We start from the raw sequence: 22,102 nt of genomic DNA on the forward strand, positions 1-22,102 counted from the left end.
GGGGCGTGATCGCCGCGTCGGCCGGAACCCGCATGGCGGTCGTCTGCGCGGCCGGTGACCCACTCGTGCGGGTGACGAGACGAGACCGTTGATCATATGTGCGTTGAATGATCATGCGAACGCACGGGGTGACGACGTCGGGGTCCGGAATAGTGCGGCAAAGCTCTCCGTTAGGGTGGTTGAATCGTCAACCAAATGGGACGGGTGAGAGCGATGCAGTTCGGGATCTTCACGGTCGGCGACGTCACGACGGACCCGACCACGGGGCGTACACCCAGCGAGCACGAGCGGATCAAGGCGATGGTCACCATCGCGCAGAAGGCGGAAGAGGTCGGCCTCGACGTCTTCGCGACCGGCGAGCACCACAATCCGCCCTTCGTACCGTCGTCTCCTACGACGATGCTCGGATACGTCGCCGCGCGCACCGATCGTCTGATTCTCTCGACGTCCACCACGCTGATCACCACCAACGACCCGGTGAAGATCGCGGAGGACTTCGCGATGCTGCAGCACCTGGCGGACGGCCGCGTCGACCTGATGATGGGCCGCGGCAACACCGGCCCGGTCTACCCGTGGTTCGGCAAGGACGTACGCCAGGGCATCGAGCTCGCGGTCGAGAACTACGCCCTGCTGCACAAGCTGTGGCGTGAGGACGTCGTCGACTGGGCCGGCCGGTTCCGCACCCCGCTGCAGTCGTTCACCGCGACGCCGCGCCCGTTGGACGGCGTGCCGCCGTTCGTCTGGCACGGTTCGATCCGCAGCCCGGAGATCGCCGAGCAGGCCGCGTACTACGGCGACGGCTTCTTCGCGAACAACATCTTCTGGCCCAAGGACCACTTCAAGCGCCTGATCAGCCTGTACCGCGACCGGTACGCGCACTACGGGCACGGCACGCCGGAGCAGGCCTACGTCGGCCTCGGCGGGCAGGTGTTCATGCGGAAGAACTCGCAGGACGCGGTCCGCGAGTTCCGGCCCTACTTCGACAACGCGCCCGTCTACGGGCACGGCCCGTCGCTGGAGGACTTCACCGAGCAGACCCCGCTGACTGTCGGCTCCCCGCAGGAGGTCATCGAGAAGACCCTCGCCTTCCGCGAGCACTTCGGCGACTACCAGCGCCAGCTGTTCCTGATGGATCACGCGGGACTCCCGCAAAAGACGGTCCTGGAGCAGCTCGACATCCTCGGCGAGGAGGTCGTCCCGGTGCTGCGCGAGGAGTTCGCCAAGGGCCGCCCGGCCCAGGTGCCCGACGGTCCCACCCACACGGCGCTGGTCGCCCGGCGCGACGCGGAACTGCAGGAGGTTCAGGCATGACGAAGGCGCTGGTCGTGGTCACCGCAGGGCTCAGCCGCCCGTCCTCGACGCGGCTGCTCGCCGACCGGCTGGCCGCCGCCACCCGGCAGCACGCCGGGGAACTCACCACCGACGTCCGGGTGATCGAGCTGCGCGAACTGGCGAACGAGATCGCCCAGAACATGGTGACCGGATTCCCCGGGCCGCGGCTGCGCGAAGCCGTCGACGCGGTCACCGCCGCCGACGGGCTGATCGCGGTCACGCCGGTGTTCACCGGCTCCTACAGCGGGCTGTTCAAGTCGTTCTTCGACGTCATCGACAAGGACGCGCTGGCGGGAACGCCGGTGCTGGTCGCCGCCACCGGCGGCACCGCCCGGCACTCGCTGGTCCTGGAGCACGCGATGCGCCCGCTCTTCGCGTACCTGCGGACCGTGGTCGTGCCGACCGCCGTCTACGCCGCTTCGGAGGACTGGGGCGCCGGCGGAGACGAGGCGCTGGCCGGCCGCATCGACCGGGCCGCCCGGGAACTGGCCGCCCTGGTCGAGGCGCGGCCGGGTCATTCGGCGGCGGAGGAAACCGTGGTGCCGTTCGAGCAGCAGCTCGCCGCACTGGCCGCCGCGAAGGAGTGATCCGCCGGCCGCGACGGCGGTCTGCGCACTCGCGAGGGTGACCTGCCGGGCTCGGGCTACGGCGATGTCACCCTCGCGGCCGGCGGTTGACGCCGGTCGTCGAGGAACTCGATGACCGCCAGTGCGATGACCGCCACGATCGCGATGCACAGGATCACCACCGGGGTCGGATACGACCATACGAACATCACGATGACCGCCACCGCCACGACGGCCCACTGCAGGACATGCCGGTAGCGCCGCACCCAGCGGCCCACCGCACCGGTCGAGGTGATCCCCAGTCCGAGGCGGAAAGCCGCGATGCCGGACTCCCACACCCCGCGCACCCATTGGGCCCACCGCCCCTGCCCGCTCAGCCAGGCGCCGAGCGCGACGACCACACCCAGGACGAAGACCACACGAATGGTCAGCCGCAGAAATCGGACGAGCTGGTCATAGACCGCGCCGGCCGCCCGCTCGTTCGCCGCCCCGGGCAGGTGGTTCAGATAGACGACGCGGAAGACCGTCAGCCCGATGCCGAGAACGGCCACCGCCACGGCCACCGCCAGAGCCGTCGTCACCACGGCCCGGCGCCTGTGCACCGCCAGCAGAACACCGCCGACCGCCAGCACGACCGTGACCAACGGCAGCCAGTTCCCGGCCAGCTCCAGGATCCGGAACCCGGTCCTGACGTTCTTGATGTCCTCCGACTTCGCCAGGGTGAAGTCGGTGTGCACCGTCGGGATGACGCTCGCTACGCCCAGCCCGCCGCCGGCCAGCTGGTTCTTGACCTGGTCCACCACCGGCGCGAGATCCAGTGTCACCGTGTCGCCGCGCACCTGCACGGCGGTGTTGCTGTCGCCGGTCAGCGCGCCGACGAAGGCGGCGTGCGCCTGCCGGTTCAGCTGCGTCCAGATCCGGGCGAACGCGTCACTGGCCACGAAGGACGCCACCGTCTGGTGCACGAAGCCCTCGAGGCCGCTGTTCAGCGGGTCGCTCAGCGCCCCCAGGGCGCTCTCCAGATCCGGCCGGTCGGAGGGCGCCACGTTGGACAGCAGCGAATTGAGGTCGATCTTCTTCATGACGGCGTCGGTCACCTGGGCGGTGATCGCCGCCTGGACGTCGGGGTCCGAGGCGAGCGGCGCGACCGTCGCCACGTACCGGTCGGTGTCGGCGATCTCGTCGGCCACCCACACGGACACCGCGCTCAGTGGGGCGAGCACCGCGGCGAGCGTGATCAGCAGGGCGGAGAAGAAGGAGCGCACGCGGTGCCGGCGCATCCGCACGCGCAGCTCGGCGAGCTCGGACCGCTCGTCGTCGTCCAGCGAGTGATGGTCGTCCGGGTCGTCGCCGGAGGGCACGGGGTCGGCGCGGGTCGCCATGCGCGTGCTCCCCTCGTGCGACGGTCCGGTCCTGTGGTCATCAGAAAACGACCCCAGGACGCGGCTCGCGCGCCGGAGTACTGCGTATGGGCTCTTCCGCGGTCGGCGGTGAGATCACCCGTCTACACCGCCCGGTGATGATCTGCTCATCGGGTCACGCCAACCGGGTGACGGCGAGTTAGCCGTATGGGGTGCGTGGTTAATGATCGTTTTGTCCGAGCCGCACCTCAGCGGTGCGGCCGAACACTCCGTGACCGTCATCGCCACCTGGGACGGTCGTCCGATGACGGTCGCGGGTGATCTCCCGTTCATCGGACTGCGGCCGGTGCGGGAGGCCGCGGAACGGAGGAGCTGCCGCCGCGTCCGGTTCGGGGACTGGCCGCCGGCAGCTCCCCGGCCCGCCTCCCCGGGCGCCGCGGGCGGTCTTCCCCCACATGGCGGCTGTGGTGACCTGCGCCTAGCGTGGGACTGCGGGGGCGCGCAGTCGCGCAGAGGGAGACGCATGCCATGGTCCGCAGCTCGCAGGACAGCTCCACGCCCGGCCACCTGAGGAGCGGTGGCCGGAAGGGCGCCGACAACGCCGACAACACGGCCGGCGAACCGTCCAACCGCCGATGGTGGGTACTCGTCGTCATCGGCCTCGCGCAGCTCATGGTCGTGCTCGACGCGACCATCGTGAACATCGCCCTGCCGTCCGCGCAGAAGTCTCTGGGGTTCAGCGACGGCAACCGTCAATGGATCATCACGGCGTACGCACTCGCGTTCGGTTCGCTGCTGCTGTTCGGCGGACGGCTCGCCGACCTCATCGGACGCAAGACCACCTTCCTCGTCGGCCTGGTCGGCTTCGCCTTCGCCTCGGCGGTCGGCGGCGCGGCGCCCAGCTTCGAAGTGCTGGTCACCGCCCGTGCCGCGCAGGGCGCCTTCGGCGCGATCCTGGCGCCCGCCGCCCTGTCCCTGCTGACCACGACCTTCACCGACGCCAGAGAACGGGCGAAGGCGTTCGGCATCTACGGCGCGATCGCCGGCGCCGGCGCCGCGGTGGGTCTGCTGCTCGGCGGCATCCTCACCGAGTACCTCGACTGGCGCTGGTGCCTGTACGTCAACCTGATCTTCGCCGCCATCGCGTTCGTCGGCGGCTGGCGCCTGCTCCGCCCGGGAGCCCCACCCGACCGGACGAGTCTGGACGTGCCCGGGACGGTGATCGTCTCCGCGGGCCTGTTCTGCATCGTCTACGGCTTCTCCAACGCCCAGCGGCACTCCTGGACGACCCCCAGCACCTGGGGATTCCTGCTGGCCGGCGTCGTCCTGCTGATCACGTTCGTGCTGTGGCAGCAGCGCGCCAGGCATCCGCTGCTGCCGATGCGGGTGGTGAGCGACCGAGACAGGGGAGCGTCGTTCCTGGCGATGTTCCTGTCGGGCGCCGGCATGTTCGGCGTGTTCCTGTTCCTGACGTACTACATGCAGCGAACCCTGCTGTACTCGCCGATCAAGACCGGACTGGCGTTCCTGCCGCTGGTCGCCGTGCTGGTCGTGGCGTCCGTGGTCGCCCAGAACTCGCTCGTCCCGCGCATCGGCGCCAAACCCATCGTGCCGACGGGCATGCTTTTCGCGGGCGGCGCCATGGCGTGGCTGACCGGCCTCAACGCGCACAGCACCTACGTGGCACACATCATGCCGCCGCTGATGCTGCTGGGCCTGGGCCTCGGCCTGGTCTTCGCCACCTCCATGAACCTCGCCACGGCAGGGGTGCGGCCGAACGACGCGGGTGTGGCGTCGGCGATGGTCAACACCAGCCAGCAGGTCGGCGGCTCCGTCGGCACCTCCCTGCTCAACAGCCTCGCCACCACCGCCGCCACCAGCTACCTGGTCGGCAAGCGCCCGACCCCCGCCGTGGTGTCGCAGGCGCAGCTCCACAGCTACACCGTCGCCTACTGGTGGTCGGCCGCCTTCTTCGCCGTCGGCTGTGTGATCACGTTCCTGCTGTTCCGGGCAGGCCCGCCACGGGCCATCCAGGCCGCGGCGAAGAGCGAGGAACCGGCGCCCGCTCCCGTATGAGGACAGCTCCAGGCGACCGCGGGTACCGCATCGCGGAACGCCCGTCCGGAAGATGGCGCATACAGCTATCGTTCCCGGCATGACAGCCCACGGGAGGGACACCGCGTCCGGCGGCGGCGAGCCGGCCGTTGTCGCCGCGCTCGACGCGGCGAGCGTGCGGAGGTACACCACCGGCCAGGTCATCCTCGACGACGTCAGCTGGACCGTCAGATCCGGCGAGCACTGGGCGCTGCTCGGCGCCAACGGCGCGGGCAAGACCACGCTGCTCCGGCTGATCGGCGCCCTCATGCACCCCACCACCGGCACGGTCGAGGTGCTCGGCCACCGTCTGGGACGGGTCGACATGCGTGAGTTGCGCGCCCACATCGGCCTGGTGTCCTCGGCCCAGAAGGTCCCGCTGGACGCGACCGCTCACACCGTCGTACTGACCGGTCATACCGGCACCGTGCAGCCGCTGTGGCGCAAGTACGACGACGAGGTGCGCGAGCGGGCCCGGGCGCTGCTCGCCGAGCTGGAGATCAAGGAGCTCGCCGACCGCGCCTACGGGGTCTGCTCCGGCGGTCAGCGCACCCGCATCCTCGTGGCCCGGGCGCTGATGGCCGACCCGTCACTGCTGCTGCTCGACGAGCCGTTCAACGCGCTCGACCTGCCGTCACGTGAAGATCTGATCGACGCCATGCACCGCCTTGCGGTCACCCGTACGGGTCTGGCGACGATCACCGTCACCCACCACCTCGAGGAGCTGTCACCCGCCATCGGCCACGTGCTGCTGCTCAAAGACGGCCGCGTGCTGACGTCGGGGCCCGCCGAACAGGTGCTGACCGGTGGCCTGATGACCGCGTGTTTCGGCCGTCCGATCGAGGTCAGCAGACACGAAGGACGCTGGCTGGCCCGCTCGGGACGCCGCTGAGCACCACGTCGGGGCATCGGCGTGTCGCCCGCGGGCGGTCGGCCCGCGGGTCCGGGTTGTCAGCGCCGCCAGGGGACGTCGGCGCCCTCGGGTCCGTGCAGCCCGTCGGCGATGATCCGTGAGATCTCGGCGAGCTGCCGGGTCTGCTCGTCGCTGAGCCGGTCGAAGATCGCCGCCCGCACCGCGGTGACGTGGCCCGGCGCGGTGCGCACCACCTCGTCGTAACCGGCCTCGGTCAGTACGACGATCTGGCCGCGGCGGTCGGAGGGGCAGCTCTCGCGTCGCAGCCAGCCGTTGCCCTCCAGGCGGGTGACCGCGTGCGACAGTCGCGAACGGGTGATCTTCGACCGCTCAGCCAGTTCGGTCATGCGCATCCGGCGGCCCGGCGTCTCGGAGAGGGTGCTGAGCAGGGCGTAGTACATGTGCGGCATGCCGGCGTCACGCTGCAACTGGCGGTCGAGATGGTCCTCCAGCAGCGTGGTGGCCTGCAGATACGCCCGCCATGCCGCCTGCTCGTCTTCGGTCAGCCATCTCATGGTGTTCATGATAGAGCAACTTCTTGAAGCTTCAATGAAATGCCACTCGATGGTGTGACGCAGGTCACCTTATGAGCGGGAAATATCCGGGGACCCTCTCCCCGTTTAGTCCTATGAGCGAAGCGGGGACTTGTTTTCCGTTTCAACTTATGCGGCTCTCACCTGGGAGCAGCAAGGAGCCGACCGGGGGATCGGAGGGGAGCCCGTCGTGATGACCGACCTGGATGCCATGGACGCCACGGTCAAGCCACGCACGGCGCGGCTGCGCGCCGACGCCTCACGCAACCGCGAGCGCATCGTCGCCGCGGCGACGGAGGCGCTGGTCGAGTTCGGCCCCGACGTCCCTCTCGACGAGGTCGCACGCCGGGCCGGCGTCGGCAACGCCACCCTCTACCGCCACTTCAGCGACCGCGGCGAACTCATCCGCCAGGTCACCCTCTCGGTGATGGCGCGCACCGCCCAGCGGGCGGAGGACGCCCTCGCCGAGGAACCGGACGCCTTCTCCGCGCTCTACCGCTTCGTCTTCGAGGCGGCCGAGGAGCGCATCGGCGCCCTGTGCCCCATGCTCTCGGAGGCCTTCGACCGCGAGGACCCCGAGGTGGCCGGACAGGTACAGCGCATGGAGCGCGCGATCATCGCCATCGTCGATCGCGCCCAGCGCACCGGTCAGCTGCGTCCCGACATCGCCGTCGGCGACCTGATGGTCGCTCTCACCCAGCTGACCCGGCCGCTGCCGGGCACCGGCTGCGTGGGCTTCGACCGCTTCGTCCACAGGCACCTGCAACTCTTCCTCGACGGGCTTCGCGCGCCGGCGCGGTCGGTGCTCGTGGGGACAGCCGCGACTCTGGAGGATCTGAAGGCCGGTCGAAAATAGTTCGCATCTCACGCCAGTCGGGTTATAGCGTTGGCGGCTTCGTCAACGCCGTACCGTCGGTGCCACCGGATCAGGTCACCGCACATGGCCGGTCCACGGGCCGATCGCGACCCGAGAAGCCACCGAGGTCAGAGAAGACCGCTCGTCCTCACGGACACCGGCGCAGGATCCACGACTGCGATCCACGGCCGGACGAACTCGCTGACAAACGTCCCCACGTCCTTGTCACTCCGCATCCTTAGTGAGACCAGTTATGCCTGAAATGCTCAAGCCCGAGCTCAAGCCGGAGCTCCAGCCCGATCCAAAGCGGTGGACGGCGCTGATATTCATCGCGCTCGCCCAGCTGATGGTCGTGCTCGACGCGACCGTCGTGAACATCGCGCTGCCGTCCGCCCAGGCCGACCTGGGCATCTCCGACGGCAACCGTCAGTGGGTCGTCACCGCCTACACCCTGGCCTTCGGTGGCCTGCTGCTCTTCGGCGGTCGTGTGGCCGACCTGTGGGGACGCAAGAACGCCTTCATCGTCGGTCTGTTCGGCTTCGCCGCGGCCTCGGCCATCGGTGGCGCCGCCGTGAACACCGGCATGTTGCTCGGCGCCCGCGCCCTGCAGGGTGTCTTCGGCGCGCTGCTTGCGCCCGCCGCGCTGTCGCTGCTCGCGGTGATGTTCACCGACGCCAAGGAGCGTGCCAAGGCGTTCGGCATCTACGGCGCCATCGCCGGTGCCGGTGCGGCCGTCGGCCTCATCCTCGGCGGTGTCCTCACCGAGTACCTGAACTGGCGCTGGGCGCTGTTCGTCAACATCGCCTTCGCCACCGCCGCCATCATCGGCGCCGGCCTGTTCATCCGTGAGCCCGCCCAGGGGCGCAACCGCAACCGCCTCGACATCCCCGGCGTGATCCTGGCCAGTGCCGGCTTGGTCGCCCTGGTCTACGGCTTCAGCAAGGCGGAGTCCGACGGCTGGGGTTCCGGTCTGACCATCGGCATGTTCGTCGCCTCCGCGGTCCTGCTGGTTTCGTTCGTGCTCGTCGAGAGCCGGGTGAAGGCCCCGCTGCTGCCCCTGCGCGTCGTGACCGAGCGCAACCGCGGCGGTGTCTACCTGTCGCTGGGTCTGGCCGTCATCGGCATGTTCGGCCTGTTCCTGTTCCTGACGTACTACCTGCAGATCGTGATGGGCTACTCGGCGCTGAAGTCCGGGTTCGCCTTCCTGCCGATGGTCGCCGGCATGATCGTGGGCTCCACGCAGATCGGCGCCCGTCTGATGCTGCGCGTCCGCCCGCGCTACCTGATGGCCCCTGGCTTCCTGGTCGCCGCGATCGGTATGGCCATCCTGGCCCAGATCAAGGTCGACTCCAGCTACGCCGCCATCCTCCTGCCCGGCTTGATCCTGATGGGCCTCGGCATGGGTACCGCGTTCATGCCGGCCATGAGCCTGGCCACGCACGGGGTGCGTCCGGAGGACGCGGGTGTCGCGTCCGCCATGGTCAACACCTCGCAGCAGGTCGGCGGCTCCATCGGCACCGCGCTGCTGAACACCCTGGCGGCCAGCGCCACCACCGCCTGGATCAAGGGTCACGTCTCCGGCCCGGCCGACCTCAAGAACAAGCTGTTCATCAACGAGGCCGCCGTGCACGGCTACTCCGTTGCCATCTACTGGGCGACGGGCATCCTGCTCCTGTCGAGCGTCCTGGCGTTCGTCTTCGTCAACGCCAAGGTGCAGAACGTGCCAGAGCGTGCCGAGGGCGACGACTCCGTCGAGGACGTCGCTGTGCCGGTGATCGCCCACTGACGCGCACGGGTGACAGGACCGGACCGGTCCTGACGCGGTGGCGTCGCGAGAGCGGCGCCACCACCGTGTGAGAACGAAACGACGGCAGGTCCCCGCCGCTCCGGTTCAGCCGGAGGGGTGGGGACCTGCCGTTGGTCGTACGGGCGTCTCATCCGCCCCGTGAATCACCCTCGCGGGTGACGGTGGGCCGGGGCCGAGAAGGCCCGGCGGCATCGCCGTCGCGGACGACCCTGCCGTTACAGGCCCTGCGGCCAGTTGTACGAGGTCGGCACCTGGACCTTGGTCGAGGACGAGCCGTAGACGATCGCGATCTCGTCGTGCGCCGCCAGCTTCAGCGCCGCAGGGTCGCCGGCCTGCTCCTTGCCGTTGATGTAGACGTGCAGTTCCTTGCCGCCGCCCGTCTTCAGGGTGCCGAGGCTGTCCTTGGTGATCGGCACGTTCCACTCGGTCATGAACTCGCCGAGGGTGAAGTCGGCCTTCACAGGCGACTCGATGTGCACAACACCGGAGGTGTCGTGCGTGTGCAGCGGGCTGATCTGCTGCTTGACCAGGTCGATGCCGATCTCGGCGGGAACGGTCACCTGCTTGCCGTCCACGAACACGTCCAGGTGGCTGTGGATGTGCAGCACCTGGCCCTCCTGCCCGAGCATCGGCAGCCCCGCGGCCTTCACCTGTGCCGACGCGTCGGCGGGGGCGGGCCAGGAGAGCGAGGACGCGGCCGGCTTGCTGTCGCTCCCGCCGGGAGTGGTGGCGGAGGCGTCGGCCTTCTTGCCGTCCGAGCCGCACGCGGCCAGAGTCACGGCTCCGGCCAGGACGGCCACGCCGATCGCGATGCGTCGCTTCTGCATGAGGGGGGTGTCTTCCTGTTCAGCCGAGCTGGACGGAGCGCTTGGCGAGGCCCATCCAGAAACCGTCGATGATGCTGCGCTGGCTGCCGAGATCCGACTCGGCAGCGCCGAGCGTAACGAACAGCGGGGCGAAGTGCTCTGTGCGCGGATGCGCCAGCCGCCCGGCGGGCGCGGTGTGTTCGAAGTCCAGGAGGGCGTCGACGTCCTGGGCCTCCAGGGCGCGGTGACCCCAGTCGTCGAACTCCGCGGACCAGCTCGGGGTGCCCCCGGAGTGCCGGAGCGCGGCCAGATTGTGGGTGAAGAAGCCGCTCCCGACGATGAGCACACCCTCGTCGCGCAGAGGGGCCAGCCTGCGGCCGATCCGGAAGAGCTCCTCGGGTTCCAGTGTCGGCATGGACACCTGCAGCACCGGGATGTCGGCGTCCGGGTACATCTCCACCAGAGGCACGTAGGCGCCGTGGTCGAGACCGCGGTCGGGCACGTCCTGGACCGCGTGTCCCGCACCCTTCAGCAGCCCGCGGACCTTCTGTGCGAGCGCCGGTGCGCCGGGCGCGGCGTATGTCACCCGGTAGTAGTGCTCGGGGAAGCCCCAGAAGTCGTAGACCAGCGGCACGGTGGTCGTCGCGCCCATGGAGAGCGGGGCCTCCTCCCAGTGCGCGGAGACCATCAGGATCGCCTTGGGGCGGGGGAGACCGGCCGACCATGCCGCGAGCTCGCCGGGCCACACGGGGTCGTCGGCGAGCGGCGGGGCGCCGTGCGAGAGATAGAGCGCCGGCATCCGCTCCGGTGTCGCTGTGGTCATCGCGGCAGCCTCCTTGAAGTTTCAAGCGTACTCGACGATAACGCTGTTTGCTTGAAGCTTCAAGGAAGGTGTTCGGCTCGTCACTGCCAGGAGTCCCGTGTGGGGAAACGTGCGACGTTCGCCGCGGCGGGAATCAACGGCTCACGTCAGACGCTTCTCGAACCACATGACGTCGTGGTACTCGCCGAACTTCCGGCCGACCTCGCCGTACACCGCGATCTGCTGGAACCCGAGCCGGCGGTGCAGCCGTATCGACGCCTCGTTCGGAAGGGTGACTCCCGCGTACGCGCGATGCAGGTCCTCACGCTCCAGGGCGGCGAAGAGCTGTTCGTAGAGAACGGTGCCGATACCCCGGCCGCCGGCGCCGGGGGCCAGGTAGACGGTCGTCTCCACGGATGTGGCGTACGCGGCCTTGGGGCGGAAGGGGCTGCTGGTCGCGTAACCCAGGATCTTTTCCGGTGCGGCGGTTTCCCGGGCAACCATGAGGCGGTAGGGGCCGTCTTCCGGGTGGGAGAGCAGCCACGGCCGGCGCTCCTCCGGGGTGAGGGGGACTACGTCGAACGTGATCGCCGTCTCACGGATGTAGTGGTTGTAGAGGTCGGTCAGAGCCTCCAGATCGGCCTCCTTACCGGGGCTGACCTGCACTTCTGTACGATCCGACACCATTCGGCCTCTCTATGTGGCGGCACAGGGTACTGCATGATCATAAAAAACAGGTGACGACTTGGGAATTGTGTCCGGTTTCCAGTCGTTATCTCGATCGGATGGGGCAGCCGGAAGGCGAGAGCCAGTACCTGGCGGAGGCCGACACCAGCCGCCCCGACCACCCAGACCGCACGCACCTTCGTAAGGGAGCTCGCATGGCAACCCGTGCCGTCGCCCGTCGTAACGCAGGCGGGAACAGCAGCGTTCGCGCCGCAGGCGGGGAGGTCGCTGACCGCGACCTCGTCGGCATGTACCTGGACGAGATCGCGCGCACACCGCTGCTCGATGCCGCCAGGGAGGTCGAGCTGTCCCGGGACATCGAAGCGGGCGTCTACGCAGAACGCATTCTCGCCGCCGACATCGACCTGCCCGACAAGGCGGGCGGCGAGGCCAGCCGGGAGGAACTGGAAGCCCTCGTCGCCGCAGGTGAGCGGGCCAAGGACATCTTCATCCGGTCCAACCTCCGCCTCGTCGTCGCCGTGGCCCGCCGTTACCCGCGCAGCGGCCTGCCGCTCCTGGACCTGATCCAGGAAGGCAACGCCGGCCTGGTGCGCGCCGTGGAGAAATTCGACTACGCCAAGGGCTTCAAGTTCTCCACGTACGCGACCTGGTGGATCCGGCAGGCCATCACCCGGTCCATCGCCGACCAGTCCCGCACGATCCGGCTGCCTGTCCACCTCGTGGAGGAACTGGGCCGCATCCGGCGCGTGCAGCGCGAGTTCAACCGGGAGAACGGCCGTGACGCCGAGCCCGCGGAGATCGCCGCCGAGCTCAGCTCCACCCCGGAGCGCGTCGCCGACGTCCTGGACTGGGCCCGCGACCCGGTGTCGCTGAACATGTCGGTGGACGCCGAGGGCGAGACCGAATTCGGTGACCTCGTCGAGGACGGCGCAGCGCCGTCCCCGGAGGACTCCGTGCTGGTCATGCTGCGCCGCGAGGAGCTCGACGGGCTCATCGACCGCCTCGACGACCGCACCGCGTCCATCATCCGCGCCCGCTACGGCATCGTGGACGGCCGCGAGCGGACGCTGACCGAGGTGGGCAAGGAGCACGGCCTCACGCGCGAGCGCATTCGCCAGATCGAGAAGCACGCCCTCGCCGATCTCAAGCGCATGGCGCGCGCAACCGGCCTGGACTACGAAGCCGCCTGATCACCCGACCAGCGGCCTGAACTCCTCCAGGCCCCATAGACCCGAACCCCGGTGCACCCCCCCCGCGCCGGGGTTCGGCCTGTCCGGGGCCCGCGACCTCGCCGCCGGATGAGACGCTGCTTCCCATGAACGACGACTCGGCGTCCGGCGACGCCGCGGGGTCAACCGGCCCCCACCCCCAGGAGCCCCACCACGAGGGACTGGGCACGCGGCTGAACTGGCTGCGGGCCGCGGTCCTCGGCGCCAACGACGGGGTCGTCTCCACCGCGGGCCTGGTCGTCGGCGTGGCCGGGGCGACCGACTCACGCTCGGCGCTGCTGACCGCGGGCCTCGCCGGCCTGCTCGCCGGATCGCTGTCGATGGCGGCCGGCGAGTACGTCTCGGTCAGCACGCAACGAGACTCCGAGCAGGCCGCCCTCGCCTTGGAACGCGAAGAGCTCGCCACCACCCCGCAAGCCGAACTCGACGAACTCACCGGCCTTCTCGAGGAGCGGGGCATCAGCCACGACCTCGCCCGCGAGGTCGCCGAGCAACTCACCGAACGCGACGCGCTGGACGCGCACGCCCGAGTGGAACTGGGCATCGACCCCGACGAACTCGCCAACCCCTGGCACGCGGCGTGGGCGAGCTTCGTCTCGTTCACCGTCGGCGCGCTGCTGCCGCTGCTGGCGATCGTGCTGCCGCCCAAGGACTGGCGTCTGGCAGTCACGGTGGTGTCGGTACTCGTGGCCCTCGTCGGCTGCGGCTGGATCAGCGCCCGACTGGGAGGAGCACCGGCGCGGCCGGCGATCCTCCGCAACGCCATCGGAGGCGCCCTCGCGATGGCCGTGACCTACGCGGTGGGTGCGCTGCTGGGGGCGGCGGGGGTCTGACGGCAGGCGGCGAACACCGGGCGCACCTGTGTTCGCTACTGCGGTTGCAAGGTCACACCGGCTCGCGCGCCTGCAGAGCGACGCCGACAGCCACCGCCCCCGCGCACACGAGTCCTGCCCACAGCACGGCGTGTTCGCCGGTCCACGCACAGGCGAGGACCCCCAAGGCCGCGACAGGCAAGGTGAGTTGCTGCGCCACGCCGTGCTTACTGTGGCGCGAGTGCAGCAGCCACACGGTGAACAGGAAAACCGCGGTGGGAATCGTGACCGACCAAGCCGCCGTCCGCAGCGAGATGTCGCCGCTGCCCACCGCCTGCTCCACGGCGATCTCCAGACCGGCGCCGATCGCGGCGGCCGAGGTGAACACGGCGTAATGCCCGTACCCCCACAGGAATGCCTGGCGATTGGACACGAGGTAGTCGTGGATGGGCACGGCGAAGTAGATCCACCAGGCGGAGAAAACGATCAGCAGCCCGCCGGCCGCGATCGGCAGCAGATCGCCGAGCGCGCTGTGCTCATCCACTGCCGACTGCACCGCGACCGTCGCCGCGGCAACCGACTCACCGAGCACGATGATGGTGAACAGGCCGTAGCGTTCCGCGATGTGGTGCGGGTGCCAGGACGTAGGAGCCGCACGTTCGGCCAGCGGAGGAACGACCAGTTCAGCGGCCGCGAGCACGAGGAACGCCCACCCGGGCGGCGCACCGTGCGGCAACAGCAGCACCATCCAGCCGGCCTGGCAGGCCGTCACTCCGATCGCGTACCGCACCGCCGTCTTCCGCGCCCCGGCCGCGTCCTCTCCCTCCGCCGAGCGGGCAGCTCGGAGCCACTGCGTCACCAGCGCCAACCGCATCACCGCGTAGCCGATGGCGACCAGTTGGAAGTCGCCGTCGTCGAAACCGCGCGGCACGCCCGCCGCCAGCAGCAGCACCCCCACGATCTGCACCAGCGTGGTCACCCGGTACGGCACATCATCGGTGTCATAGGCAGAGGCGAACCAGGAAAAATTCATCCAAGCCCACCAAATGGCGAAGAACAACAAAAAATAACCGGCCACTCCATGACCGGCGTGGCCGTCGGCAATCGCATGCACCAGACGGCCGCCGGCCTGTGCGACAGCGACGACGAAGCACAGGTCGAAGAACAACTCCAGGGGCGTGGAGGCGCGGTGCTCCTCGTCGCGGCTGCGCGCGGTCATCCGCCGCACGGCGTCACCCGTGCGGGCAGCAGGACTCGGCGATCCGGAGGAGACACTGGAATGGTTCATGCAGGACACCATGGGCCAGACGGGACCCCGAGCGCACCTCAACTCGACCGGTCAGGCTCCGGGCCCTCCAGAACGCCGGTCCGCAGAAACGTCTCCAGCAGCCGTACATATGGGCCGATGGCGATGCCCTGCGAGGCCAGCCACGCGTCAGAGTAGTACTTCTCGACATAGCGTTCGCCCGGATCGCAGAGCAGGCCCACGACGCTGCCGCGCTCTCCGCGATCACGCATCTCCGAGATGATCCGGAACGCCGCCCACAGACCGGTTCCGGTGGACGCTCCCGCCCGGCGTCCCAGGAGGCGCTCCAGGACGCGGACGGCGGCGATCGACGCCGCGTCCGGCACGCGCATCATCCGGTCGATCGCCCCGGGCACGAAGCTCGGCTCCACCCGCTGGCGGCCGATCCCCTCGATCCGCGAAGCCGTGTCCGTCGTCGCCGAAGGGTCGCCGTCCCGCCAGCCCGGGAAAAAGGCCGAGTTCTCCGGGTCGGCCACGCAGATCCCCGTGGTCGCCTGGGCGTAGCGGACGTACCGGGCCAAGGTCGCCGAGGTGCCGCCCGTCCCCGCGGTCGCCACGATCCAGGCCGGGACGGGATGACGTTCCTCGGCCATCTGCCGGAAGATCGACTCGGCGATGTTGTTGTTGCCCCGCCAGTCCGTCGCCCGCTCCGCGTACGTGAACTGGTCCATGTAGTGGCCGCCCGTCTCCCGGGCGAGACGGGCCGCCGTCTCGTACACCTCGCACGCGTCGTCCACCAGATGACAACTGCCGCCCTGGAACTCGATCAGCTCCACCTTGGCCCGTACCGTCCCACGTGCCATCACGGCCACAAAGGGGACACCGATCAGCCGGGCGAAGTAGGCCTCCGAAACGGCCGTCGACCCGCTGGACGCCTCGATCACCGGGCGGTCGGGGCGGATCCACCCGTTGCACAGGGCGTAGAGGAACAGTGAGCGGGCGAGCCGGTGCTTCAGCGAGCCGGTCGGATGCGTCGACTCGTCCTTCAGATAGAGGTCGACGCCCCAGTCCGCCGGAAGCGGCACTGACAGCAAATGGGTATCGGCGGACCGGTTGGCGTCGGCATGGACCTTCGCCACAGCCTCGCTCAACCAGCGGCGGTACGGGAGGTCGCTTCGGTCGATGTCCAGGACCTCCGCGACCGCGGCTGGGTGCGCCGGGGCGGGGGGCTGCGTCGGCTTGGGGGTTTCCATGAGCCCAGGTATATCGGTCTGAGAGCCTCAAACGGACACTTGGGGTATCTCCGTACACGGGCTTGGGGAGGTCGGCCGGACGGGTATCCGGCGACTCGCCGTACTCTGGATCCATGAGCAGTGCCGACGAACCCGAGCCCACGCCCGACGCCGGTTCCGACGGCGCCTCCGAGGCCGCGGGAACCGCGTCTCCTGGCTCCGCCTCACCCTCCGGTCCGGTCGCAGGCTCGGCGCAGGGCGGCTCGGCCTTGGTGTTCGACGATCCGCTGGACCGTCCGTCCCCGGACGACTCCGATCGCGGTTGGGGCGGGGCACACTCGGGCTCCGCGGACGACGACTTCACGCGGTTCTTCAACGAGAAGCCGCCCCACCACCTCTGAAGCCGTCGAGCGGCCTCCTGGGTGGCCTCCTTGACGTGCGTCCAGGCGCCCCTGGCCAACTGGGCAAGTTCGTTCAGCACAGTGCCACCGCCAGAGGTGAGGTCGCGGCCGCGCCTGACAGAGCCGCCGCTGTCTTCCGAGGCACGCTGAGCACGAGCAGCGCACCGCCCGCGCCCGTGCCGATCCCTTCCCGGGCCATGACCAGACCCGAGGACTCGTCCTGGTCGGCGAGCACGCTGATCACCCTGGCGCTCACAGCCACCACGCGGCCGCCTGCCAGCACGTCCACCCGGTCGCCGGGGTGAAGAAGGCGAGCCGCGGCCGCGTCCGCGATGCGGACCGGAGCGCGTACGTAGACCTCACGATGAGGCGCGGCAGAGGTGGTGGCAGGAACTGCCGGACCACGTGAGGCGGCGGCGACGGGTCGTGGCGGGGCACCGTTCGCGGCGGAGACCACCAGTACGGCGGCGGCCACGGAGAGCCCGACGGCGATCGGGCGTCGTCGGCGTCGGACCGCTCGGCGTAGCAAGCGTTTTCCGCCACGCCCTCCCAGCCGGATCGGTGGGAAGTCCGGCACGTCCCAGCGAGGCGGCGCGTAGGGCGGGGGCGTGGTGAGCGGGGCCAGGCAGCTCAGGGCGGCGGAGGAGTCCGTTCGCGGTGAGGGCCCGGGGAAGGGGTTGGGGGAGTGGACGGACGAACGCATGAGAAAGCACCGCCTGGCGGGAGAGGACGCCGGCTCGAATCGGTCGGCGTCCCCACGATCGCGCACTTCGGGGACAGCGCTCAGGGCCCTGTGGACAACTCGGCACCTGTGGAAAACCTGGCCACTCGCGAGGGTGAACCGTCCGCAGAGCCGGCCTCGTGGCAAGGTCTCTTCAGGCTCCAGCCCCGAGCCCGTCCGCCTACGGCAGGGCGATCCCCGGATCCTGCCCGCCGAGCGAATTGACACACAAGCAGTCCCGCTGGTCGTTCCCGGGTAGGGCGCCGACCACGTCGAACAGCACGTCCCGCATCCTGCCGACGTTGGCGGCGAAGACTTCGAGGACCTCCTCGTGGGAGACGCCCTCGCCGGCGTCGGCGCCGGCGTCGAGGTCCGTGACGAGGGTCAGCGACGTGTAGCAAAGCCCCAGCTCGCGGGCGAGGACGGCCTCGGGGTGTCCGGTCATCCCGACCACGGACCATCCCTGGGCGGCGTGCCACAGCGACTCCGCGCGGGTGGAGAAGCGCGGCCCCTCCACCACGACGAGCGTGCCGCCGTCCACGGCCTCCCAACCCGCCGTCCGCGCCGTGCCCACGGCTGCCTTCCGGCCGACCGGGCAGTAGGGATCTGCGAAGGTCACGTGGACGACGTTCGGCACCTGGCCGTCCGCCCGGACCTCGCCGTCGAAGTACGACTGGGCTCGCGACTTCGTACGGTCCACGAGCTGGTCCGGGATCAGCAGCGTGCCGGGGCCGTACTGCGCGCGCAGACCACCGACTGCGCACGGGCCGAGGATCTGGCGGGCGCCGACCGAGGCGAGTGCCCAGAGGTTCGCCCGGTAGTTGATCTTGTGTGGCGGGAGGTGGTGCTTGCGGCCGTGGCGCGGCAGGAACGCGACGCGTCGTCCGCTCACCTCGCCGAGGAACAAGGAGTCACTCGGCGCACCATAAGGAGTGTCGACCGTGACCTCGGTCACATTGTCGAGGAACGAGTAGAAGCCTGATCCGCCGATGACACCGATCTCGGCCTCTGCCTGCACGTCACTGCTGCTCTGCGCCATGTCCGTCACCCTAGTCGGGGCCGTGCGGCACGACGAAACCCCCGCCGCGGGAACGACGGGGGTTCGTAAGATCTTCGGTCCTCCGCAGCGGTGACCTCTGCGCTCAGGCGGCCGACGTGCTGCTCGAGGACTTGGAGGACGAGGTCGTGGAGCTCGTGGACGACGAGCTGGTCGAGCTGCTGCCGGAGTCCGAGCTCTTGCTCTCGGACGAGCCGCTGCTCTTGGTGGCGGGGCTGCTGCTCGACGACGAGCCGCGGCTGTCGGTCCGGTAGAAACCGGAGCCCTTGAAGACCACGCCCACCGCCGAGAAGACCTTGCGCAGGCGTCCGCCGCAGTTGGGGCACTCGGTCAGCGCGTCGTCGCTGAACTTCTGCACCGCCTCAAGGGCTTCGCCGCACTCGGTGCACTGGTACTGGTACGTCGGCACTTGATCCTCCTGGCACTCTCATTCGTTGAGTGCTAACGACGCTCAATAGTGCAGTATTTCCCGCCGTCAGTCCACCGCGACCGGCGGACGGTGACCGATCACACCCCCGGCCACCACGCCGCGGGGGCGGGAAACCAGGCGTCCGCGCAGCCCCAGCAGCACCACCAGCGCCGCTGCGGTGCCGATCAGCGGCACAGTGAAGCCGGCGTGCGATCCGGAGTGGTCGGTCAGCAGTCCGGCGATGGTGACGGCCGCGGCCTGCCCCAGAGCCACCGAGCCCGTCAGCCAGGTGAAGGCCTCGGTGCGGGCGGCAGCCGGGACCAGGTCCTCGACCAGGGTGTAGCCGGTGATGATGGCGGGGGCGATGCACAGGCCCACGACCATGCCCATCGCGCCGAGCAGCGGCGTGGAGGAGATCAGCCACAGGGGGAAGGACGCGGTGGCAAGGCCCGCGTACGCGGCCAGCAGTCGCAGTCGCGGTCCGCGGCGCCACGAGATCGCGCCGTAGACGACCCCGGACAGCATGTTGCCCGCGGCGAAGATCCCGTAGAGCACGCCGTTGATACCCGGGTTGCCGATCTCCTGGGTGAAGGCGGCGAGTGACACCTGCATGCCGCCGAAGACGGAACCGATGCCGAGGAATGCGACCGCCAGGGCGCGGACTCCCGGCACCGACAGAGCTGAGGTGTGCCTGGCCGCGTCCCGGGCGGAGGACGACTGTACTCGCGGCGCGGATCTGCGCTGGGCCGCGAACAGGCTGCCGCCGATGACGGTCAGCGCCGCCTCGGTGACAAGCCCGGCCGCGGGGTGGACGCCGGTGCACAGGGCCGTGGCCAGGACCGGGCCGATCACGAAGGTGAACTCGTCGGTCACAGACTCGAAGGCCGCGGCCGTCGCCATCAGCGATGAGCGCGACTGGTCCAGGGCTGCTGCCCAGCGCGACCGCACCATCGGGCCGACCTGTGGGACCGTCGCGCCTGCCGGTGCCGCCGCGGCGAAGAGCGCCCAGATCGGGGCGTGGGCTAGCGCGAGGGTGATCAGGACGGCGACGGCCGCGGCATGCAGGGCGATGCCCGGTACGAGCACCGCTCGCTGTCCGAAGCGGTCGGCGAGCCTCCCCGCGCGAGGTGCGCACAGGGCCATCGACACACCGGTGACCGCCGCGGAGGCGCCGGCGGTCGCGTAGGAGCCGGTGGTGTGCTCGATCAGCAGCACCATGCTGATCGTCAGCATGGCGAAGGGCTGGCGGGCCGCGAACCCGGGCAGGAGGAACGTCCACGCGCCCGGGGTCGCCAGCAGGTGCCGGTAACCGGGCTGACGGGTCTCGCCGCTGGTGGGCGCTACGGACAGGGAGGAAGAGGTGGGCACCTTGGATGCCACAGCCTGATCTTTCTGCTGCCTGGTAGCGCGGGCGCAGCTCACAGCTTCCGCCTCGCGCCGAGGACCGTCCGCTCAGCGCGGCTCACCGCGCCGGCCCTGCGTCAAGCAGAGGTTGTACTCGACAAATACCGGTCCATCATACGTATTCCTGTACGCGGCCGGTGCGGGTGACCTGCGCCACGCGGCGTCGACGGTGATCGCTACTCGCCCAGCCAGCCGGCGAGCTTGCCGCCGCGCCCGACCGCGCGCAGGCGGTTCTCGGCCGCGTCGCGCACCGGGTCCGTCGTGACGACGAGCAGCTCGTCGCCGCGTCTCAGCATCGTCGACGGAATCGGCACGAAGCTCGTCCCGTCGCGCACCACGAGGGTGACCGCGGCGCCGGCCGGCAGGCGCAGCTCGTTCACCTCTACACCGTGCATGCGGGAGCCCTTCGGGATGGCGACCGACAGGAGGTGGCCCTGGAGGCGTTCCAGCGGCGCCGACTCGATGCCGAGATCGGCGGCACCGGGGCCGTCCGCGCTGGTGAGTCGCAGCCGCTTGGCCACCCAGGGAAGGGTTGGGCCCTGCACGAGCGTGTAGGCGATCACAAGAACGAAGACGATATTGAAGATCCTCCGACTGTCGGCCACGCCTGACACGCGCGGAATGGTCGCCAGCACGATCGGCACCGCGCCCCGCAGTCCCGCCCACGACATGATTGCCTGCTCGCGCCATGGGAGGCGGAACGGCGTCAGGCTCGCGATGACGGACGCCGGCCGTGCGACAAAGGTGAGGAAAAGTCCGATGACGATCGCGGGAACGATGTCGTCACCGAGCTCGTGCGGTGTGACAAGCAGACCGAGCAGGACGAACAGCCCGATCTGTGCGATCCACCCGAGTCCTTCGGCGAATCCACGTGTGGCGGGCCGGTGGGGGAGCTTGGCGTTGCCGAGGATGAGCGAAGCGACGTACACGGCGAGGAATCCGGAGCCGTGGCCCAAGGCGCAGGCTGCGTAGGCGACGACAGCGATCGCCATCACCGCGATCGGGTAGAGGCCGGAGGCGGGCAGTGCCAGGTGCCTCAGCCCGAAAGCCCCGATCCAGCCGACGGCCAGGCCGACCGCGGCGCCGATGGTCAGCTCCAGGGTGATCTCGCCGATCAGCCGGTACCAGTGCTCGACCGGCCCCGCGGTGGAGAAGGCCACCACGAGGATGACGACCGGTGCGTCGTTGAATCCGGACTCGGCTTCGAGCACCCCTGTCACGCGCTTCGGCAGGGGCACGTGTCTCAGGACGGAGAAGACCGCGGCGGCGTCGGTCGACGAGACGACCGCACCGATGATCAGTGCGGGTCGCCAGTCGAGGCCCACCACATAGTGCGCCGCGGCCGCGGTGATGAACACGCTCATCAGGAGGCCGGCGCTGGACAGGACGAACGCGGCCGGCACGACGGGCTTGATTTCGTGCCACTTTGTCCCGAGACCACCCTCGGCGAGGATCACCACCAGTGCTGCGTAGCCGAGCACCTGGGTGAGTTGGACGTCGTCGAAGGTGAAGCCGAAGAGACCGTCCTGGCCGATGATCACACCGATGCCGAGATAGATCAGAAGAGTGGGCAGACCGCTGCGGGAAGCGAGCCGCACGGCGACGACGGCGACCAGCAGGACCGCGGCGCCGATCAGCAGAATCTCGTTGAGGTGGTGGACGGTCAGGGGCCTGGTCCTTTCAACTTGATTGCCTTACCTAACATTTTACCTGCCCTTGACGAAGCCCCGTCCACCGGATGGGTCAATCGGACACCGTGTCCTGCGCCCATGGGCCGTGCGCCTATGGTTGCCCTTGCACCACGAGCACGTGATCACCGTTCCGCTCTGCCCCT

The 22,102-nt window shown here is 69.6% G+C and carries 21 protein-coding genes; 9 read left to right on the forward strand and 12 right to left on the reverse strand.

All coding sequences use genetic code 11. The features are described 5' to 3' along the window. Window positions 1-213: 213 nt before the first annotated feature. Both K7862_RS03680 and K7862_RS03685 read left to right on the forward strand, forming a co-directional pair. Window positions 214-1,311 carry an LLM class flavin-dependent oxidoreductase gene (locus tag K7862_RS03680; RefSeq protein ID WP_222960877.1) on the forward strand — a complete coding sequence of 366 codons (1,098 nt, stop codon included), beginning with the start codon at window positions 214-216 and terminating at the stop codon, window positions 1,309-1,311. Beyond that, on the forward strand, window positions 1,308-1,919 hold the full coding sequence (locus K7862_RS03685) for an FMN reductase (protein WP_222960546.1): 612 nt from the start codon (window positions 1,308-1,310) through the stop codon (window positions 1,917-1,919). Before K7862_RS03680 ends, K7862_RS03685 begins: the two co-directional genes overlap by 4 nt. A gap of 56 nt (window positions 1,920-1,975) precedes the next feature. On the opposite strand, the gene K7862_RS03690 is transcribed toward K7862_RS03685, so the two are convergent. After that, a complete protein-coding gene (locus K7862_RS03690) occupies window positions 1,976-3,280 on the reverse strand; it encodes a hypothetical protein (RefSeq protein WP_222960548.1) in 1,305 nt (434 codons plus the stop codon). Window positions 3,281-3,787: 507 nt separating this feature from the next. On the opposite strand from K7862_RS03690, the gene K7862_RS03695 reads away from it, so the two are divergent. Both K7862_RS03695 and K7862_RS03700 read left to right on the forward strand, forming a co-directional pair. Then, window positions 3,788-5,335, forward strand: a complete 1,548-nt coding sequence (locus K7862_RS03695) for an MFS transporter (RefSeq protein WP_222960550.1) — start codon at window positions 3,788-3,790, stop codon at window positions 5,333-5,335. 79 nt (window positions 5,336-5,414) lie between these two features. Continuing rightward, window positions 5,415-6,245, forward strand: a complete 831-nt coding sequence (locus tag K7862_RS03700; RefSeq protein WP_222960552.1) for an ABC transporter ATP-binding protein — start codon at window positions 5,415-5,417, stop codon at window positions 6,243-6,245. A gap of 59 nt (window positions 6,246-6,304) precedes the next feature. On the opposite strand, the gene K7862_RS03705 is transcribed toward K7862_RS03700, so the two are convergent. Beyond that, on the reverse strand, window positions 6,305-6,790 hold the full coding sequence (locus tag K7862_RS03705; protein WP_222960554.1) for a MarR family winged helix-turn-helix transcriptional regulator: 486 nt from the start codon (window positions 6,788-6,790) through the stop codon (window positions 6,305-6,307). Window positions 6,791-6,992: 202 nt separating this feature from the next. Between K7862_RS03705 and K7862_RS03710 the strand changes: the two genes are divergently transcribed. After that, on the forward strand, window positions 6,993-7,655 hold the full coding sequence (locus K7862_RS03710; protein ID WP_262412613.1) for a TetR/AcrR family transcriptional regulator: 663 nt from the start codon (window positions 6,993-6,995) through the stop codon (window positions 7,653-7,655). A gap of 262 nt (window positions 7,656-7,917) precedes the next feature. After that, window positions 7,918-9,441: an MFS transporter gene (locus K7862_RS03715; RefSeq protein WP_222960881.1), complete on the forward strand. Its 1,524-nt coding sequence runs from the start codon at window positions 7,918-7,920 to the stop codon at window positions 9,439-9,441. A gap of 236 nt (window positions 9,442-9,677) precedes the next feature. On the opposite strand, the gene K7862_RS03720 is transcribed toward K7862_RS03715, so the two are convergent. The 3 genes from K7862_RS03720 to K7862_RS03730 all read right to left on the reverse strand — a co-directional run bounded on the left by K7862_RS03720 (window position 9,678) and on the right by K7862_RS03730 (window position 11,757). Further along, window positions 9,678-10,289: a hypothetical protein gene (locus K7862_RS03720; RefSeq protein WP_222960556.1), complete on the reverse strand. Its 612-nt coding sequence runs from the start codon at window positions 10,287-10,289 to the stop codon at window positions 9,678-9,680. 19 nt (window positions 10,290-10,308) lie between these two features. Next, window positions 10,309-11,091, reverse strand: coding sequence for a dioxygenase family protein (locus K7862_RS03725; protein ID WP_222960558.1), 783 nt, complete (start codon window positions 11,089-11,091; stop codon window positions 10,309-10,311). A gap of 141 nt (window positions 11,092-11,232) precedes the next feature. After that, entirely contained in the window at window positions 11,233-11,757 is a 525-nt protein-coding gene (locus K7862_RS03730) for a GNAT family N-acetyltransferase (RefSeq protein ID WP_222960560.1), read from the reverse strand. Between the two features lie 194 nt (window positions 11,758-11,951). On the opposite strand from K7862_RS03730, the gene K7862_RS03735 reads away from it, so the two are divergent. Beyond that, window positions 11,952-12,947: a sigma-70 family RNA polymerase sigma factor gene (locus tag K7862_RS03735; RefSeq protein WP_222960883.1), complete on the forward strand. Its 996-nt coding sequence runs from the start codon at window positions 11,952-11,954 to the stop codon at window positions 12,945-12,947. A gap of 125 nt (window positions 12,948-13,072) precedes the next feature. After that, on the forward strand, window positions 13,073-13,819 hold the full coding sequence (locus tag K7862_RS03740) for a VIT1/CCC1 transporter family protein (RefSeq protein ID WP_222960570.1): 747 nt from the start codon (window positions 13,073-13,075) through the stop codon (window positions 13,817-13,819). A 52-nt stretch (window positions 13,820-13,871) separates the two neighbouring features. On the opposite strand, the gene K7862_RS03745 is transcribed toward K7862_RS03740, so the two are convergent. Continuing rightward, the gene (locus K7862_RS03745) at window positions 13,872-15,086 is read right to left on the reverse strand and encodes a low temperature requirement protein A (protein WP_222960572.1); all 1,215 of its coding nucleotides are present in this window, start codon (window positions 15,084-15,086) and stop codon (window positions 13,872-13,874) included. 38 nt (window positions 15,087-15,124) lie between these two features. Next, window positions 15,125-16,297, reverse strand: coding sequence for a PLP-dependent cysteine synthase family protein (locus K7862_RS03750; RefSeq protein ID WP_222960575.1), 1,173 nt, complete (start codon window positions 16,295-16,297; stop codon window positions 15,125-15,127). A gap of 113 nt (window positions 16,298-16,410) precedes the next feature. On the opposite strand from K7862_RS03750, the gene K7862_RS03755 reads away from it, so the two are divergent. Continuing rightward, window positions 16,411-16,677 carry a hypothetical protein gene (locus tag K7862_RS03755; protein ID WP_222960925.1) on the forward strand — a complete coding sequence of 89 codons (267 nt, stop codon included), beginning with the start codon at window positions 16,411-16,413 and terminating at the stop codon, window positions 16,675-16,677. Between the two features lie 73 nt (window positions 16,678-16,750). Here K7862_RS03755 and K7862_RS37255 read toward each other — a convergent pair whose 3' ends face one another. From K7862_RS37255 to K7862_RS03780, 5 genes are all read right to left on the reverse strand, one after another. After that, window positions 16,751-16,933: a hypothetical protein gene (locus K7862_RS37255; RefSeq protein WP_262412615.1), complete on the reverse strand. Its 183-nt coding sequence runs from the start codon at window positions 16,931-16,933 to the stop codon at window positions 16,751-16,753. A 646-nt stretch (window positions 16,934-17,579) separates the two neighbouring features. Then, window positions 17,580-18,437 carry an S-methyl-5'-thioadenosine phosphorylase gene (locus tag K7862_RS03765; protein WP_222960577.1) on the reverse strand — a complete coding sequence of 286 codons (858 nt, stop codon included), beginning with the start codon at window positions 18,435-18,437 and terminating at the stop codon, window positions 17,580-17,582. A gap of 103 nt (window positions 18,438-18,540) precedes the next feature. Next, window positions 18,541-18,864, reverse strand: a complete 324-nt coding sequence (locus tag K7862_RS03770) for an FmdB family zinc ribbon protein (protein WP_222960580.1) — start codon at window positions 18,862-18,864, stop codon at window positions 18,541-18,543. 66 nt (window positions 18,865-18,930) lie between these two features. Further along, window positions 18,931-20,214 (reverse strand): MFS transporter, encoded by a 1,284-nt coding sequence (locus K7862_RS03775; RefSeq protein ID WP_262412645.1) that lies wholly within the window; start codon window positions 20,212-20,214, stop codon window positions 18,931-18,933. Between the two features lie 230 nt (window positions 20,215-20,444). Beyond that, a complete protein-coding gene (locus tag K7862_RS03780) occupies window positions 20,445-21,935 on the reverse strand; it encodes a potassium/proton antiporter (protein ID WP_222960890.1) in 1,491 nt (496 codons plus the stop codon). Window positions 21,936-22,102 lie beyond the last annotated feature (167 nt).

This window comes from Actinacidiphila acidipaludis (assembly GCF_019890725.1).
Classification (GTDB): domain Bacteria; phylum Actinomycetota; class Actinomycetes; order Streptomycetales; family Streptomycetaceae; genus Actinacidiphila; species Actinacidiphila acidipaludis.